The following is a 15,269-nucleotide window of genomic DNA, read 5'->3' on the forward strand; positions in this document are numbered from 1 at the left end:
GCACATGAAAAAAGCCCTGATTATAGAAGACAGCGACGATATTAGAGAAAGCACGGCAGAAATACTCGATTTGGCCGGTTATGTTACTTTTACCGCCAAAAACGGAAGAATTGGGGTGGATTTGGCCATTAAGCATACGCCCGATATTATTTTGTGCGATATCATGATGCCCGAACTGGATGGCTATGGGGTACTTTATTTGTTGCAGAAAAATCCGCAAACGGCTAGTATTCCCTTTATTTTTATGACTGCCAAGGCCGAGCGTAGCGATATGCGCAAAGGCATGGAAATGGGCGCAGACGATTACCTGACCAAGCCTTTCGACGATGTAGAACTTTTTAATGCCATAGAAAGCAGGCTTAAAAAGCGCCATAAACCCGTAGGTTTCAAAGCGCTGGCTGGCGACAAGGAAACGCTGTTTGCCGAACTGAAGGCCAAGGGCAAAACCCGTTCTTTTGGCCAAAAGCAGATTATTTATGTAGAGCACGACCATCCCTCGTATCTTTATTATGTGGTTAAAGGGCAGGTTAAAACCTATAAACGTGCAAAAGACGGCCGCGAACTTTCTTCAACCCTATTTCATGCCGGCGATTTTTTTGGTTACGAAAGTCTGTGCAATGGCACCTCTTATACCGATAATGCGGCAACGCTTGCCGATGTAGAGCTGTTGCTTATTGCCAAGGCCGATTTTATGGACTACCTGCAAAACCATCAGGAAGTTTCGGGTGCTTTTATGAGCATGCTGTCAAACAACGCACAACATAAAGATGAACAACTGCTCAGGCTTGCCTATTTTTCGGTACGCAAACGGGTGGCCGAAGCTTTGGTTGATGTGGCCCACAAATTTGGCGACAAACAATCGGACGAATGTACGCTGCGCATTTCGAGAGACGATCTGGCCGCCTTGGTGGGTACAGCCAGCGAAACCGTAAGCCGGATGCTCGCCGATTTTAAAGACGAAAAACTCATCGAAAAAAACGGCAATGCCATCCATATCGTTTCTATCGAGAAATTGAAAAATATTAAGCAGTAGGTTGGTTTATAGTCTATAGCCTATGGTCCATAGTGAATAGGCGTTTCACTTTCTGCTTTCCACTTTGGCCTTTCGCCCTTTTCTGACGAATATCATTTTTTTGCCTAACCGCGCTCATCAGCCGGCCATTGGCCATGCTTTAGTTTTGTATATATCAAAATATGCAGATGAAAGCAATAGCGTATCATATCAAACCCCAAGAAAAAGAATGGCTTATTTTGGCCAACCATAAAAAGCACGATATCACGATTATCAGCAACAGCTTAACCCTCGATACCCTGGCTTTTGCGCAGGGCAAGGAAGCACTGATTGTTTTTAACGAAGATGCGCTTGATGCCGAGCTGGTTAAAGGTTTGCAGGCCTTAGGCATCAAATACATCGCCGCTGCTTCTTTTGGGATAGATCACATTGACTTATCGGCCGTTGCCCATGCGGGCCTTAAGCTGGCCAATGTGCCTTTCGAAAACGGAGGCGAAATGAAGACCATGTACCAAGTGGTTAAAAACCTCGATAATTGGGCGCAGGGAAAATGTGTAGGCGATGCCTGTTGTTGCCAAAATAGTTGCCGGATCAAACCAATAGACCAACGCTAATGGATACGGTATCATTGCTCAGAAAATACAATGTGGCGGCACCAAGGTACACGAGTTATCCTACGGTGCCTTATTGGGAAAACGAAACGTTTAGCCAGCAGCAATGGTTCGACCAGTTGCTCAAATCGTACGCCAACAACCAAGAGGAGGGCATTAGCCTCTACATCCATTTGCCGTTTTGTGAGCATTTATGTACCTATTGTGGCTGCAATACCCGCATTACCAAAAACCATGGCGTAGAATTGCCTTACATTGCTGCTTTGATTAAAGAATGGGAGATGTATTGTGCGGTTCTGGGCGAGCGTCCGAAAATCAAAGAAATTCACTTGGGTGGCGGTACCCCAACTTTTTTTAGTCCGGCAAATTTGGAAAGACTGATTGATGCCATCGCGGGTAAAGCCGGGGAAATGACAGAATGTTCATTTGAAGGGCATCCAGACAATACCACACCCGATCATTTAGATACTTTGCACAGGTTGGGGTTTAGGCGCTTGAGTTTGGGCATTCAGGATTTTGATCCCAAGGTGCAGCTTATGATCAACCGTTTTCAAACTACCCAACAGGTAATCAATATCGTGCACGATGCCAGGGCTATAGGTTACCAATCCATCAATTTCGATCTGATTTACGGTTTGCCTGGTCAGACACTTGAGGGGCTCATACAAACTATAACCGAAGTTATTGCCATGCGCCCCGACCGTATTGCCTTTTACAGCTATGCCCATGTGCCTTGGCTCAAACCGGGCCAGCGCCATTTTACCGAAAAAGATATTCCGGTAGGCGAGGAAAAATTCAGGCTTTACCGCACGGGTCGAAACCTGTTGCTGGAGGCTGGCTACGAAGAGATTGGGATGGATCATTTTGCCTTAAAAAGCGACCAGCTGTATCAGGCGAGCCAAAACCATCAGCTGCATCGTAATTTTATGGGCTATACCCATCAGTATACACCAATTTTAATCGGACTTGGCGTCTCGTCTATCAGCGATTGCCAAGGTGCCTTTGCCCAAAATGCAAAAACCGTAGAAGGTTACCTGCAACAATTGGAGAATGGCTGTTTTCCGATAGAAAAAGGCCACATCTTGAACGAACGCGATCTTTACATCAGGCAACACATTCTGAACCTGATGTGCAAAAATGCCACCCGTTTTGACGGCGAAGTGCCTGCCATGTTGCTGCAAAGGCTTGAGCCTTTGATAGACGACCGGCTGGTAGCCATCACAGGCAATGAGATTAGGCTGGCCACCGAAGGAAAATCGTTCATCAGGAATGTGTGTATGGCTTTTGACGAAAGGCTTTGGCAAAAACAACCAGCAACCACTCTTTTTAGCAGTGCAGTTTAACCACCATGAAAAATCAGGAAATACTACAAAGCCTAAGCTGTTACCATTGTGGCGACGTAATCCATGGTACCGATCTCCTTTTCGACGATAAGCACTTTTGCTGTACCGGCTGCAAAAGCGTGTACCAGTTGCTGTCGCAGAACAACTTGTGCAATTATTATGCATACAACCATGCACCGGGTAGCCGTTCAGAAGGGCATTCGCATTTTGAGTACCTCGACGAGCCGAAAATTGTAGATCAACTGATCGACTATAAAGACAAGGAAAATACGATTGTTACTTTTTATATTCCTGCCATTCACTGCAGTTCGTGTGTGTGGCTGTTAGAACATTTGTATAAGATAAACACTGCCATTTATCGCTCGCAAATCGATTTTATAAAGAAAGAAGTCAGCATTAGCTTCAAAAATCAAGAGATTTCTTTGCGAAAAGTAGTAGAAATCCTGACTAATATCGGTTACGAGCCTTTGTTGAGCCTGCAGGATGTGGTAAAAGAGAAGCACAAGGCAACAGATAAGAGCCTTATTTTAAAAATTGCCTTGGCTGGGTTTTGCATGGGCAATGTAATGCTGTTCAGCTTTCCGGAGTACTTTGGCTTGTCGATCACCGAAAAAGAGTTTCAGCAGCTGTTTGCCTGGTTAAACCTGCTTTTTTGTTTGCCGGTAACGTTTTACTGTGCCCGCGATTATTTCACCTCGGCCCTAACCAGCCTTAAACACGGCCACATAAACCTGGATGCGCCTTTGGCGCTTATTATTGCCGTGCTTTTGCTCAGGACGGCCATATCAACCGTGTTGATGAACGGTCCGGGTTTTGCCGATACGCTAACAGGATTGGTTTTTCTGCTGCAGCTGGGCAAATGGGTAAAGCAACGCACATATTACCATATTTCTTTCGACCGGGATTACCGTTCTTATTTTCCCATAGCTGTTACTACCTTGCAAAATGGCAAGGAACATGCCACGGCCATTGCCGAACTCAAAGTGGGCGACAGGCTGTGGATCAGGAATGGAGAGCTTATACCAGCCGATTCGATACTGATGAAAGGAGAGGCCTGGCTCGACATGAGTTTTGTAACCGGCGAAACAGAGCCCCAGCAAAAGGTTTTGGGCGAAATAACCTATGCCGGTGGCAAACAGCTGGGCGAGGCTATAGAAGTAGAGGTGGTAAAACCTGTTTCGCAGAGCTATCTGACCAGCCTATGGAACAAAGAATACACCAAAGGCAACAATAGCCAAGGCTTTAACGACAGCGTAGCCAAGTATTTTAGCCTAGCCGTATTTGTCTTGGCCTTTGGCACCTTGGCCTATTGGTTTGCCCAAGGCAATAGCACCAAAGCCTGGAATGCCTTTACGGCTGTTATTATTGTGGCCTGCCCCTGTGTGCTGGCTTTAAGCACGCCCTTTACCTTATCGGCCATACTTTCGGTATTCGATAAAAAAGGCTTCTATGTTAAAAATACCGATGCTGTTGAGCATTTGGCCCACTGCGATACCATTGTTTTCGATAAAACGGGTACGCTAACCAGTACCGAGCAGGCCGATGTTTGTTTTACCGGGCTTTTAACCGAAGAAGAAAAAAAGATGGCGGTGTCTTTGCTCCGCCATTCGGCTCACCCCTTAAGCCGCAGGATCTTAAAATACCTCGATTTTAACAAGTTTTATCCCATTACCAAATACAAGGAAATCCCCGGTAAAGGCATTAAAGGCTGGGTAAACGAGCAGATGGTGTATGCAGGCAGTCAGGCCATATTGCCTTTCGATGTAAAGGTTGGTGTTGGCAGCGGGGTACATTTGGTCATCAACAACAGCTACAAAGGCTGTTTTAGCGTCGAACAAAAATGGCGTGCCCATTTGCCAGAACTCATTTGGAAGTTGCAACAAAGCTTTCAGCTCAAAGTACTTTCTGGCGATACCAATACGGAGGAAGCGTACCTGAAACAGATTTTTCCGGCCAATGCCGACATCAGGTTTCAGCAAAGTCCGCACGATAAGCTCGAAGCGATCCAAACACTGCAGCAACATGCCACCGTTATGATGCTGGGCGATGGGCTAAACGATGCCGGCGCCCTCAAACAAAGCGATTTTGGTATCGCCCTTACCGATAATATCAACAACTTTACGCCGGGCTGCGATGCCATCCTCAAAGGCTCTTCGCTTGCCTATTTGCCTCATTTTCACCAATTGAGCAAAGCTGGTCTTAAAATCATCAAGACGAGCTTTGCCATAGCCATCGCCTATAACTGCGTTGGATTGTATTTTGCCGTACAAGGCACGCTCTATCCCTTGGTTGCAGCGGTGCTCATGCCATTGAGCACCGTTACCATTATTGGATTTACCACGTTGGCAACCCGTTTTTATGCACATCAAAATCAATTGCAATGAACATCCTCTATTTTTTGATTGGCTGCAGCGTACTGATGGCGCTGGTGTTTTTGGGTGCCTTTTTCTGGGCCCTGAAAGATGGCCAGCACAACGATGTGCATACGCCTGGCATCAGGGTTTTGTTTGACGATGAACTACCCGATGCGCCTGAAGACCCCAAACCGGCCAAACAAGATGAAAAAACTGACTAAGATCACTTTTAGCTGTAACTGCCATCACCATGGCAACCGGCTTGCCGAAATACCTTTGAACACAACAAATCAATAGCTTCTTTTATGCAATTAGAAAAATTTACTTACGACAATAAGATTGTCCGCAATTTTGGCTTAGCCACCATTGTTTGGGGCATTATCGGGATGACGGTAGGGCTGTTGGTAGCCATGCAGCTGTTTAAGCCTTCCATGAACATGGGCAGCCAATACACCACCTTTGGCCGCATCAGGCCATTGCACACCAATGCGGTTATTTTTGCTTTTGTGGGCAATGCCATTTTTATGGGGGTATATTACTCGCTGCAAAGGCTGCTCAAGGCACGTATGTTTAGCGATACGTTGAGCAAAATCCATTTTTGGGGATGGCAACTCATTATTCTTTCGGCGGTGCTTACCCTGCCAATGGGTTTTACCACCTCGCACGAGTATGCCGAGCTCGAATGGCCCATCGATATTGCCATTACCCTCATTTGGGTGGTTTTTGGCATCAATATGTTTGGCACCATTATTAAACGTCGCGAACGCCATTTGTATGTAGCCATCTGGTTCTACATTGCCACCTTTGTTACCATCGCCGTATTGCATATTGTAAACTCTTTCGAGTTGCCAATTTCTTTTCTTAAAAGCTATTATATCTATGCTGGTGTTCAAGATGCCTTGGTACAGTGGTGGTATGGGCACAATGCGGTAGCATTTTTCTTAACCACGCCTTATTTGGGCATGATGTACTATTTCTTGCCTAAAATGGCCAACAGACCGGTTTACTCGTATAAGCTAAGTATCCTGCACTTTTGGTCGCTTATTTTTATCTACATCTGGGCTGGTCCGCATCACTTGCTATATACCTCTTTGCCGGGCTGGGCTCAATCGTTGGGTGTGGCCTTTTCCATCATGCTTATTGCACCAAGTTGGGGCGGTATGATCAATGGCTTGCTTACCCTGCGCGGTGCCTGGGACAAAGTGAGGGAAGATGTAACCCTCAAATTTATGGTGGTGGCCCTAACTGCTTATGGTATGGCCACTTTCGAGGGGCCGATGCTCTCGCTTAAACAAATCAACGGCATTGCCCACTTTACCGACTGGATAGTGGCCCACGTGCATGTTGGCGCATTAGGCTGGAACGGATTCCTAACCTTTGGTATTTTGTACTGGTTGGTACCACGACTTTACAAAACAACACTATACTCTCAAAAAATGGCCTCTTTCCACTTTTGGATAGGTACTTTGGGCATCCTTTTTTATGCCATCCCGATGTACTGGGCAGGTTTTACCCAAGGCTTGATGTGGAAAGAGTTTACACCCGATGGCGTGCTTAAATATTCCAACTTTTTAAGCACTACGCTACAGATTATTCCTATGCACGTACTTAGGGCCATTGGTGGTGGGCTTTACCTGTTGGGTGCCATTGTAATGACGGTTAACCTGGCCAAAACCATGCTCAAAGCCAAACTGGTAGCCAACGAACCTGCCGAAGCCATGGCTTTGCCAAAAACGATTGAAGAGACCGATCCGGCCGATAAAAAATGGCACCGCGTATTGGAGCGCAAGCCGATGAAATTTATGGTTTTCTCGCTCATTGTAATTCTGATTGGTGGTATGGTAGAAATGATGCCAACATTTACCATCCAATCTAACGTGCCAACCATTGCCAGCGTTAAGCCTTATACCCCTTTAGAGTTGCAAGGGCGCGATCTTTACATCAGAGAAGGCTGTGTAAACTGCCATTCGCAAACCGTTCGTCCGTTCCGTTCAGAAACCGAGCGCTATGGCGAGTACAGCAAGGCTGGAGAATTTGTGTACGACCATCCGTTTTTATGGGGAAGCAAGAGAACCGGGCCCGATTTGCACCGCGAAGGAGGCAAATATTCCAACGCTTGGCACTTCAACCACCTGTTAGACCCGACGTCGATGTCGCCGGGTAGCATTATGCCATCTTATCCTTGGCTCATCCAGCAAAAGCTCGATACCACCACTACGGCCAGCAAAATCAGGGCCATGCAAAAACTGGGCGTGCCTTATCGTGCCGATTTCGACAGAGATGCCAATGGGGTACTTGCCGAGCAGGCCAACACCATTGCAAAAGACCTGAAGCAGAATAACATTACTGTAAAAAGCGATCGCGAAATCATTGCCATCATTGCTTACCTGCAACGTTTGGGCGTAGACATCAAAGCAAATAAGTTCACCATTCCTTCAAATCAATAAACCGATGTTCAATCAAATTAAAGACCTGGCCGGAGGCGAATTTTACCTGATCAGCTCATTGATCATGTTCATGGTATTTTTCATAGTCGTAGGCATTTACCTTGTTAAACTTAATAAAAACCACAGCAACCTGATGAGCAGGATGCCAATAGAAGACCCTCAAACCGATGTTGCCCATGAAAAAGATTAGCCTTATAGTAGTATTGTCGGGTATTGGCACTGCAGTTTTGGCCGCCCAGCAGGAAGCCAAGGCCGTAACCATTCCAGAGCCAGGTATTGGCCTTTCGGTAACCGAAATTTTGGTACTAACCCTTTTGGTGTTTGCCCTTGTCTTGTTGTTGGTTTCGGTGGTGCTTTTCAAAGCTTTTAAGGTGATGGCCAAAGAACAGCTGCATCCAACACCTTACAAGAAATATATACCAGAGCCACCATTGGATTACGAAGAATGGCTCAAAACCAAAAAATCGAAGCCTGGTATCTGGTCAAAACTGTTAAGCTTAAAGCCTATTGAACAAGAGCAGGAACTTGTTATTCCACATGCTTACGATGGCATCCACGAACTCAACAATCCGGTGCCCAAATGGTTCAATATCCTGTTTTACGGAACCATGATATTTGCGGCGGGCTATATTTATTACTACCATATTGGCGAGTATGGGCAAAAGCAAGACCAAGAGTACGAAACCGAAATGGCCAAAGCGGCCGAAGACAAACGTAAATTCTTGGCCCAATCGGTAAACAAGGTTGATGAGAATACGGTGAAAATAGATAAAACCTTGATTGCAAATGGCAAAAACGTATTTATGGCCAATTGTATTGCCTGCCACGGCGAGCACGGCCAGGGCTTGGTAGGGCCTAACCTTACCGACGAGTTTTGGCTGCATGGAGGCAGCATCAACGACATCTTTAAAACCATTAAATACGGCGTGCCGGCTAAAGGCATGGTGAGTTGGGAGAAAAGCATGAGTTCTGTTAACATTGCCGAAGTAGCTAATTACATTGTTTCGTTGCAGGGAAGCCATCCGGCTAATGCCAAAGCTCCGCAAGGCGAAAAATATGAAGCCAAAGCAGCAACTGATACGCTGAAAAATGAAAGCACCCCAAAAAAATAAAATCGTTAAGCAAGGCGGTAGGAACTTTATCTACCCTAAAAAACCTTCGGGCAGGCTGTATACCTACCGTAAATGGGTAAGTTACGTTTTGCTGCTTTGCTTGTTCTCTTTTCCGTTTTTAAAATTGAACGGAGAACAACTGGTGCTGCTCAATTTTTTGGAACGAAAGTTCGTTTTTTTCGGACTGCTGTTTACACCGCAGGATTTTTACCTATTTGCTTTGGCCATGTTGCTGTTTATCATCTTTATTGTCTGTTTTACGGTAATATTGGGTAGGCTATGGTGCGGTTGGGCCTGTCCGCAGACCATTTTTATGGAGATGGTTTTCAGGAGGATAGAATATTGGATAGAAGGCGATGCCAATCAGCAGCGAAAACTTGATGCCCAAGCGTGGGATACCGAAAAAATCCTGAAAAAGGGAAGCAAGCATTTGATTTTTCTTTTGCTCTCTTTTGGCATCGCCAATACTTTTTTGGCCTACATGATTGGTGCCGATGTGCTGTATAAGATCATGACCGAACCTGTTGCGCAGCACATGAGCGGTTTTGCATCTATTTGGATCTTCACCTTCGTTTTTTATGGGGTGTTTGCTTATGTACGCGAAGTGGTTTGTACCGTTATTTGTCCGTACGGACGCTTGCAGGGCGTGTTGTTAGACAACCAGAGCCTGGTAGTGGCGTATAACCAACAGCGCGGCGAACCGAGGGGGCATTTGCAACGTAGCCAAGCCAGCACAGCCAGCGGCGATTGTATCGATTGCGGACTTTGCGTGCAGGTTTGTCCAACTGGTATCGACATCAGGAACGGAACCCAGTTGGAATGCGTTAACTGTACGGCCTGCATCGACAGCTGCAACGAGGTGATGCACAAAATCAACAAGCCCCTAAATCTTATTGGCTTTTACCATCAGGATTTTATCCAGCACCAAAAACCTTACCGTTTGGGTATCAAAGCTTATGGTTACATGGTAGTTCTGGCGGTCATCATGCTGGTGTTTTCGAGCCTTATTTACAAAAGGCAGGATGTTGAAACCACGGTTTTAAGAGCCAGTGGCACGCTTTACCAGCTTAGGGAAGACGGCATGGTAAGCAATTTGTACAATGCCGAATTGATCAATAAAACCAATAAGCCCATAACGTTTGTGCTGCGGTCTAAAGATCCAAAAGACAGTATCCAGTTTATCCAAAAACCTTTGGTGTTGCCCAAGGAAGGAACGGCAACGCTTACTTTTTTCCTGATTAAGAAGGCTTCGGCTATCGAAACCTATAAATCGGCAGTGGTTTTTGAAGTGGTGGCCAAGCAAAAGGTCGTCAGTACGGCAAGCACCACGTTCTTCTCGCAACCTTGATTAACGCTCGGTACGCAATTAAACAGTTATTAACCACCAATCAATCGCTTTAAAATGAACTGGGGAAGAAAAATAGTTTTAGGAATGGCCATTTTCATGTTGTTTATCATCAGCATGGTGGTATACATGTTTAAAGTGCATGGCAACGATGCTTTGATGGAAGACGATTATTACGAGAGAGGCATAAATTATGATGTCGATTATAAAGCCATCAACAACGTTTTTGCCGACAAGGCCGAACCGAAAATCAGCATAACTGCAAGCCAGGTTATTATACAGCTGTCAGACAGCGTGGCTTACGACCTGAAGCTCAAATGTGCTTCGGCAGCCAAGGATGATCTCGGGCAAACCGGGGCCACCGTTGGTCAGGCCAACCTTATCCTGCTCGACAGGGCTAAGCTGCGCAAGGGTTTGTGGTTTGTAGAGCTGCGGTGGACAAACCGCCAAAAGGCTTATTTCTTTAAAAAAGACCTGATGTTATGAGCAGTTTGCCCTTGGCTTTTTTGTTGGGTTTGTTAGGCAGTTTGCATTGCGCCGTGATGTGCGGTCCGCTTATGCTGAGTATGCCTTTGCAACAAAAAAGTTGGTTAGGTACGGCTTTTCAACTGGTTTCCTATCAGTTGGGCCGTATTCTGGTGTATGGTTTGTTAGGCCTGTTGGTTGGTGCCGTGGGCAACAGCCTAAAAGTTTTTACCAGTCAGGAAACACTGAGCCTGATTGTAGGTTCAATACTGATAGCCTTTGCCTTGTTGCAGTTCAGCGGCCGATACATTGGTCGCTTGGCAAGTCTGCAGCAGCGCATGCTCAAGCCTATAGGCAATTTGTTGGGTAAATTTTATGGTTTGCCGTTTTGGGGTTTCTTTGTAGGCATGCTCAACGGATTGATCCCATGCGGCATGGTTTATTTGGCATTGGCAACAGCGCTGAACACCGGAACTCCAAAAGACGGTGCCTTTTTTATGTTGCTGTTTGGCTTGGGTACAAGTCCGCTTATGCTTATCATCTCAATGAGCAGGCTGTTTTTGCGAAAGTACATCAGCTTTAACGTAAATAGGTACATGCCTTGGTTTATGCTGTTTTTGGGGGCACTGATGATCTTGCGTAGTGCAGATTTGGGAATAGCATTCTTGTCACCTGGCGTTAATGCCCATTCGCACGGGCATGTGGCCGAATGCAGGTAGCCAAACCCCATATGCTTGGTAAACAATAGGTTTTGGTCGTTGTTGCCTAAAAAGTTTGAATAGCCACAACTTTTCCTGTTTCCAAATGTTGATGCAATTGCATATTTTGCAAATCAATCCTATTGTGAACAGATGATATCTAACCAGAACTTAAGTCAGCATAGCGCAATTCTTGCCGCAATTGTCGAATCGTCTGATGATGCCATCGTAAGTAAAGATCTAAATGGTATCGTAACCAGCTGGAATCCGGCAGCCGAAAGGATATTTGGCTACACTGCAACGGAAATGCTGGGCCAGTCCATCCTGAAGATCATCCCCGCCGATCGCCATCACGAAGAAACAACAATCTTAAGGATTTTAGGCTCGGGAGGACGTTTGGATCATTTTGAAACCAAGCGCATCACCAAAGACAAACGAATCCTCGATGTTTCCCTAACCATTTCGCCCATTAAAAACAAGGCTGGCGAAATTACTGGCGTATCTAAAATAGCCAGAGACATTACCGAACTGAGGAAACAAGAAGAAAAAGAAGCCGTACTGGCGGCCATCATCGAGTCAACAGACGATGCCATCATCAGCAAAACCCTAACCGGCATCATTACCAGCTGGAATCCGTCGGCGCAACGCATGTTTGGCTATTCGTCCGAAGAAATGATCGGCCAATCTATTTTAAACCTTATTCCTCCTGATCGCAAGGAAGAAGAACCCCTTATTATCTCTAAACTTAAACAAGGCGAACGGGTTAAGCATTTTGAAACCAAAAGGGTTACTAAAACCGATAAAATCATCGATGTGTCTTTAACCATTTCGCCCATCAAAAACAAGGCTGGCGAAATTACTGGCGTATCTAAAATTGCCAGAGACATTACCGAGAAAAAGCAGGAAGATCAGCGGAAAAACGATTTTATGGCCATTGTAAGCCATGAACTGAAAACGCCGCTGACTTCTATCAAAACCTATGTTCAGCTCTTGCAGGCCAGGGCCAAAAAAAATCCCGACGAATTTACGGTTAGCGCTTTGGGGAAGGCAGATGTGCAGATCAAAAAAATGACCAATATGATCCACGATTTTCTGAACCTGTCGCGCTTGGAAGAAGGGAGGATGCCGTTGAACAAAACCACATTTAGCCTTTGCGAATTGTTGGAAGAACTGATTCTTGAGGCAAAGATGCTGTTCCCGGGGCATGAAATCGTGCTGCAAATGGATAAGGATTCTTCTATTTGTGCCGATCGCGATAAAATAGGGCAGGTGATGCTCAATTTGTTGGGCAATGCCGCCAAATATTCGGGTACCGAAAGCCTCATCAAAGTATGTTGCGAAACAGGAGCAGCAAAGGTTAAAATAAGCGTAAGCGACGAGGGTATGGGGATTGCGCCGGCCGACCAGCAAAAACTTTTCGAAAGGTTTTACCGTGTACATACCCTGCATTCGAGCAATATTTCGGGTTTTGGCATTGGTTTATACCTGGTATCCGAAATTTTGAAGCTTCACCACAGCGAAATCAAGGTACAAAGCGAACCTGGTGTTGGCTCTACATTTTATTTTTGCCTTGATCATGCTTAAATTAGGCTAAACTTCCAAAACCATATCCCATGAAAATTGCAACTTACAACGTAAACGGCGTAAATGGGCATCTGCCGGTGCTGCTCCGCTGGCTTGGCGAGAGCCAGCCCGATGTAGTTTGCCTGCAAGAGCTGAAAGCTCCGCAAGACAAGTTTCCAATCAAAGCCATCGAAAATGCTGGTTATCAGGCCATCTGGCATGGCCAAAAAAGCTGGAATGGGGTAGCCATCCTGAGCCGTGGCCACGAAATGAAGGAAGTGAGGCGCGCCTTGCCCGATAACGATGCTGACGAACATAGCCGCTATTTAGAAGTAATTGTAAACGATATGGTAGTGGGCTGTTTGTACCTGCCCAATGGCAATCCGGCTCCCGGACCAAAATTCGACTACAAGCTGCAATGGTTTGAGAAGCTGAAGCTGCATGCCCAATCGTTGCTTAATCAGGGCTTGCCTGTGGCGTTGGTGGGCGATTACAATGTTATTCCTACGCCTTTTGATGTGTACAAGCCCGAACGTTGGGTAGACGATGCTTTGTTCAGGCCCGAAACCCGCGAGGCCTACCAGGAACTGTTGGCACAAGGCTGGACAGATGCCATCAGAAAGCTTTACCCAGAAGAAAAGATATACACTTTTTGGGATTATTTTAGAAATGCCTACGGTCGCGATGCGGGGCTTCGGATCGATCATTTCCTGCTCAGCGATGCCCTGACAGCAAAATTGCGTAGCGCAGGTGTAGATAAACAGGTGCGGGGATGGGAAAAAACAAGCGACCATGCGCCGGTGTGGATCGAATTGCAGTAGATCAATAAAGAGAAACTCGATTTTCTTGTTATGCAACAATGCCTCAAAGCCAGTATTTAGGCTTATTTTAAACTGGTTTAGCGCGAAAACTGCTTCCTAAAAAGCATCAAATTATGCATCAGCAACAGCAGGTATGACGATTAAAAACCTGATCAATAAGAAAAATTTGATGCCAATGAAAAATTAACTGCTTGTTGTTCAGTGCGGATGTTGATTTAGGCTAAAAAAATGCTTATTTCTATTTTCATTTGTGATGCCGTTTTCTTATGTTTGCAATCCCTTTACAAGAAAGGGCAAAAAGATACCGATCGGGGTGTAGCGTAGCCCGGTATCGCGCCACATTTGGGATGTGGAGGTCGTAGGTTCGAATCCTGCCACCCCGACAAACGAAAGCCTCTTTGCGAAAGCAGAGAGGCTTTTTTTGTTTGGCGAAGCGCCAAGCCTTTGAGCTCGAAGTGCGAGCATGAAACAAAAAGCCGGCTTCGACGTCAGGAGAAGCAAGAGGTGTTCGATTGGTTTCCCCCGCCAACAAGGTCACCGTAGCGAAGCCGAGGTAATCCTGCCACCCCGACAAACAATTTATCCGAAAAATAGCAAAGAAAATGAGGCCTATTTGGCAACCCATTTTGATCTTTTTAGTTGGGTTAGCAAGAATCTATCATAGACTGAAATTCAATCAAATTATTGTAGGGATCTACATTTCGGACTAAGACACCGCTAACTGAACAACAGGTAACGATCAATATGGCTTTAACGGTTGTGGTGGTTTTTAGATCTTCGTAATGTTGGAAAGTTCAAAGGTTCCTGAAACAGGCAATGTTTTTTTGCTCTGCTCGTTATAAACCGTGCCGGAAAAACTTCCTTTCATTGATTTGCCATTATAAAAAGTTATCGTAGCGATATTATCCTTACTTCTACGGGCATATTGCACACCATCTACCATTACTGTTAAGCCTTTACAGTCGTAACTTTGCCCCACCTTAAAAGCGTGTACATTTCCATCTCCGATGCTAACGGTATGTGCGCTATCAGAAATATCGCCAATTTTCCCGTTAATGATTACGGTACTGATGCCATTGGTTACCGAATAGGTTTTTCCGTTAACGGTGTAGGTAATCTTTCCTTCCGTTTTTGATGGGTTTTGTTGCATTTTTGACATCAATGCCTGCATTTTGGCTCGAGCCTCAGCCATGTTTTTAGCCTTGTCCTGTGCTTGGCTTTTTAACAAAAATAGGCTGAAAAGGATAGTGATAAATATTCTCATAATATTAAATTTAAGTGGTGTACTAGTTCTCGATGATAACAGGTCCGGGCTTCAGGTTGATGCGGAAGGAAGATATTCTATCGTTCCAGTTTGAATTGCCTATGATTAGGCTGTTTTCAGTGGTGAAACTTACATCGGTTAGACAGGGAGTATCCGTACGAATGATTTTTGCTCTTCCTCCATCTTTAAGGTTAAACTCTGCACTGGAGTAAATGGTTACGCTTTCTACCACAC

General features: G+C 45.5%; 15 protein-coding genes and 1 tRNA gene. 14 read left to right on the forward strand and 2 right to left on the reverse strand.

Features of this window, described 5'->3' with window-relative positions; translation table 11 throughout:
• The first annotated feature begins 4 nt into the window (after positions 1–4).
• The 14 genes from JHD69_RS11485 to JHD69_RS11550 all read left to right on the forward strand — a co-directional run bounded on the left by JHD69_RS11485 (position 5) and on the right by JHD69_RS11550 (position 14,154).
• A complete protein-coding gene (locus tag JHD69_RS11485; RefSeq protein ID WP_199140435.1) occupies positions 5–1,033 on the forward strand; it encodes a response regulator in 1,029 nt (342 codons plus the stop codon).
• Between the two features lie 167 nt (positions 1,034–1,200).
• A complete protein-coding gene (locus JHD69_RS11490) occupies positions 1,201–1,626 on the forward strand; it encodes a lactate dehydrogenase (RefSeq protein ID WP_199140437.1) in 426 nt (141 codons plus the stop codon).
• Positions 1,626–2,966, forward strand: a complete 1,341-nt coding sequence (gene hemN / locus JHD69_RS11495; RefSeq protein WP_199140439.1) for an oxygen-independent coproporphyrinogen III oxidase — start codon at positions 1,626–1,628, stop codon at positions 2,964–2,966. Before JHD69_RS11490 ends, hemN begins: the two co-directional genes overlap by 1 nt.
• 5 nt (positions 2,967–2,971) lie before the next feature.
• Complete coding sequence (locus JHD69_RS11500) at positions 2,972–5,350, forward strand: heavy metal translocating P-type ATPase (protein WP_199140441.1); 2,379 nt, start codon at positions 2,972–2,974, stop codon at positions 5,348–5,350.
• Positions 5,347–5,541: a cbb3-type cytochrome oxidase assembly protein CcoS gene (gene ccoS, locus JHD69_RS11505; RefSeq protein WP_199140443.1), complete on the forward strand. Its 195-nt coding sequence runs from the start codon at positions 5,347–5,349 to the stop codon at positions 5,539–5,541. Before JHD69_RS11500 ends, ccoS begins: the two co-directional genes overlap by 4 nt.
• Positions 5,542–5,625: 84 nt before the next feature.
• A complete protein-coding gene (gene ccoN / locus JHD69_RS11510) occupies positions 5,626–7,767 on the forward strand; it encodes a cytochrome-c oxidase, cbb3-type subunit I (RefSeq protein ID WP_199140445.1) in 2,142 nt (713 codons plus the stop codon).
• 4 nt (positions 7,768–7,771) lie between these two features.
• Entirely contained in the window at positions 7,772–7,957 is a 186-nt protein-coding gene (locus JHD69_RS11515) for a hypothetical protein (RefSeq protein WP_199140447.1), read from the forward strand.
• Positions 7,944–8,879 (forward strand): cbb3-type cytochrome c oxidase N-terminal domain-containing protein, encoded by a 936-nt coding sequence (locus tag JHD69_RS11520; RefSeq protein ID WP_233165877.1) that lies wholly within the window; start codon positions 7,944–7,946, stop codon positions 8,877–8,879. Before JHD69_RS11515 ends, JHD69_RS11520 begins: the two co-directional genes overlap by 14 nt.
• Positions 8,857–10,227 (forward strand): cytochrome c oxidase accessory protein CcoG, encoded by a 1,371-nt coding sequence (gene ccoG, locus JHD69_RS11525; protein WP_199140449.1) that lies wholly within the window; start codon positions 8,857–8,859, stop codon positions 10,225–10,227. Before JHD69_RS11520 ends, ccoG begins: the two co-directional genes overlap by 23 nt.
• Positions 10,228–10,281: 54 nt before the next feature.
• Positions 10,282–10,710 carry a FixH family protein gene (locus JHD69_RS11530; protein WP_199140451.1) on the forward strand — a complete coding sequence of 143 codons (429 nt, stop codon included), beginning with the start codon at positions 10,282–10,284 and terminating at the stop codon, positions 10,708–10,710.
• On the forward strand, positions 10,707–11,408 hold the full coding sequence (locus JHD69_RS11535) for a sulfite exporter TauE/SafE family protein (protein ID WP_199140453.1): 702 nt from the start codon (positions 10,707–10,709) through the stop codon (positions 11,406–11,408). Before JHD69_RS11530 ends, JHD69_RS11535 begins: the two co-directional genes overlap by 4 nt.
• Positions 11,409–11,540: 132 nt before the next feature.
• Positions 11,541–12,971 (forward strand): PAS domain-containing sensor histidine kinase, encoded by a 1,431-nt coding sequence (locus JHD69_RS11540; protein ID WP_199140455.1) that lies wholly within the window; start codon positions 11,541–11,543, stop codon positions 12,969–12,971.
• 29 nt (positions 12,972–13,000) lie between these two features.
• The gene (gene xth, locus JHD69_RS11545) at positions 13,001–13,771 is read left to right on the forward strand and encodes an exodeoxyribonuclease III (protein WP_199140457.1); all 771 of its coding nucleotides are present in this window, start codon (positions 13,001–13,003) and stop codon (positions 13,769–13,771) included.
• Between the two features lie 309 nt (positions 13,772–14,080).
• Positions 14,081–14,154, forward strand: a tRNA-Pro gene (locus tag JHD69_RS11550).
• A gap of 386 nt (positions 14,155–14,540) precedes the next feature.
• Here the strand turns inward: JHD69_RS11550 and JHD69_RS11555 are convergent.
• Positions 14,541–15,035 carry a hypothetical protein gene (locus JHD69_RS11555; protein WP_199140459.1) on the reverse strand — a complete coding sequence of 165 codons (495 nt, stop codon included), beginning with the start codon at positions 15,033–15,035 and terminating at the stop codon, positions 14,541–14,543.
• A gap of 22 nt (positions 15,036–15,057) precedes the next feature.
• The coding region (locus tag JHD69_RS21010) for a hypothetical protein (protein WP_233165879.1) at positions 15,058–15,269 on the reverse strand (212 nt) is incomplete at its 5' end.

The organism is Pedobacter sp. ASV12 (genome assembly GCF_016429155.1).
Classification (GTDB): domain Bacteria; phylum Bacteroidota; class Bacteroidia; order Sphingobacteriales; family Sphingobacteriaceae; genus Pedobacter.

What these genes read in the sequence shown, in the direction of transcription:
- JHD69_RS11485 (WP_199140435.1), top strand. Translation starts at nt 5, where the DNA reads ATGAAAAAAGCCCTGATTATAGAAGACAGCGACGATATTAGAGAAAGC.
- JHD69_RS11490 (WP_199140437.1), top strand. Translation starts at nt 1,201, where the DNA reads ATGAAAGCAATAGCGTATCATATCAAACCCCAAGAAAAAGAATGGCTT.
- hemN (WP_199140439.1), top strand. Translation starts at nt 1,626, where the DNA reads ATGGATACGGTATCATTGCTCAGAAAATACAATGTGGCGGCACCAAGG.
- JHD69_RS11500 (WP_199140441.1), top strand. Translation starts at nt 2,972, where the DNA reads ATGAAAAATCAGGAAATACTACAAAGCCTAAGCTGTTACCATTGTGGC.
- ccoS (WP_199140443.1), top strand. Translation starts at nt 5,347, where the DNA reads ATGAACATCCTCTATTTTTTGATTGGCTGCAGCGTACTGATGGCGCTG.
- ccoN (WP_199140445.1), top strand. Translation starts at nt 5,626, where the DNA reads ATGCAATTAGAAAAATTTACTTACGACAATAAGATTGTCCGCAATTTT.
- JHD69_RS11515 (WP_199140447.1), top strand. Translation starts at nt 7,772, where the DNA reads ATGTTCAATCAAATTAAAGACCTGGCCGGAGGCGAATTTTACCTGATC.
- JHD69_RS11520 (WP_233165877.1), top strand. Translation starts at nt 7,944, where the DNA reads ATGAAAAAGATTAGCCTTATAGTAGTATTGTCGGGTATTGGCACTGCA.
- ccoG (WP_199140449.1), top strand. Translation starts at nt 8,857, where the DNA reads ATGAAAGCACCCCAAAAAAATAAAATCGTTAAGCAAGGCGGTAGGAAC.
- JHD69_RS11530 (WP_199140451.1), top strand. Translation starts at nt 10,282, where the DNA reads ATGAACTGGGGAAGAAAAATAGTTTTAGGAATGGCCATTTTCATGTTG.
- JHD69_RS11535 (WP_199140453.1), top strand. Translation starts at nt 10,707, where the DNA reads ATGAGCAGTTTGCCCTTGGCTTTTTTGTTGGGTTTGTTAGGCAGTTTG.
- JHD69_RS11540 (WP_199140455.1), top strand. Translation starts at nt 11,541, where the DNA reads ATGATATCTAACCAGAACTTAAGTCAGCATAGCGCAATTCTTGCCGCA.
- xth (WP_199140457.1), top strand. Translation starts at nt 13,001, where the DNA reads ATGAAAATTGCAACTTACAACGTAAACGGCGTAAATGGGCATCTGCCG.
- JHD69_RS11555 (WP_199140459.1), bottom strand. Translation starts at nt 15,035, where the DNA reads ATGAGAATATTTATCACTATCCTTTTCAGCCTATTTTTGTTAAAAAGC.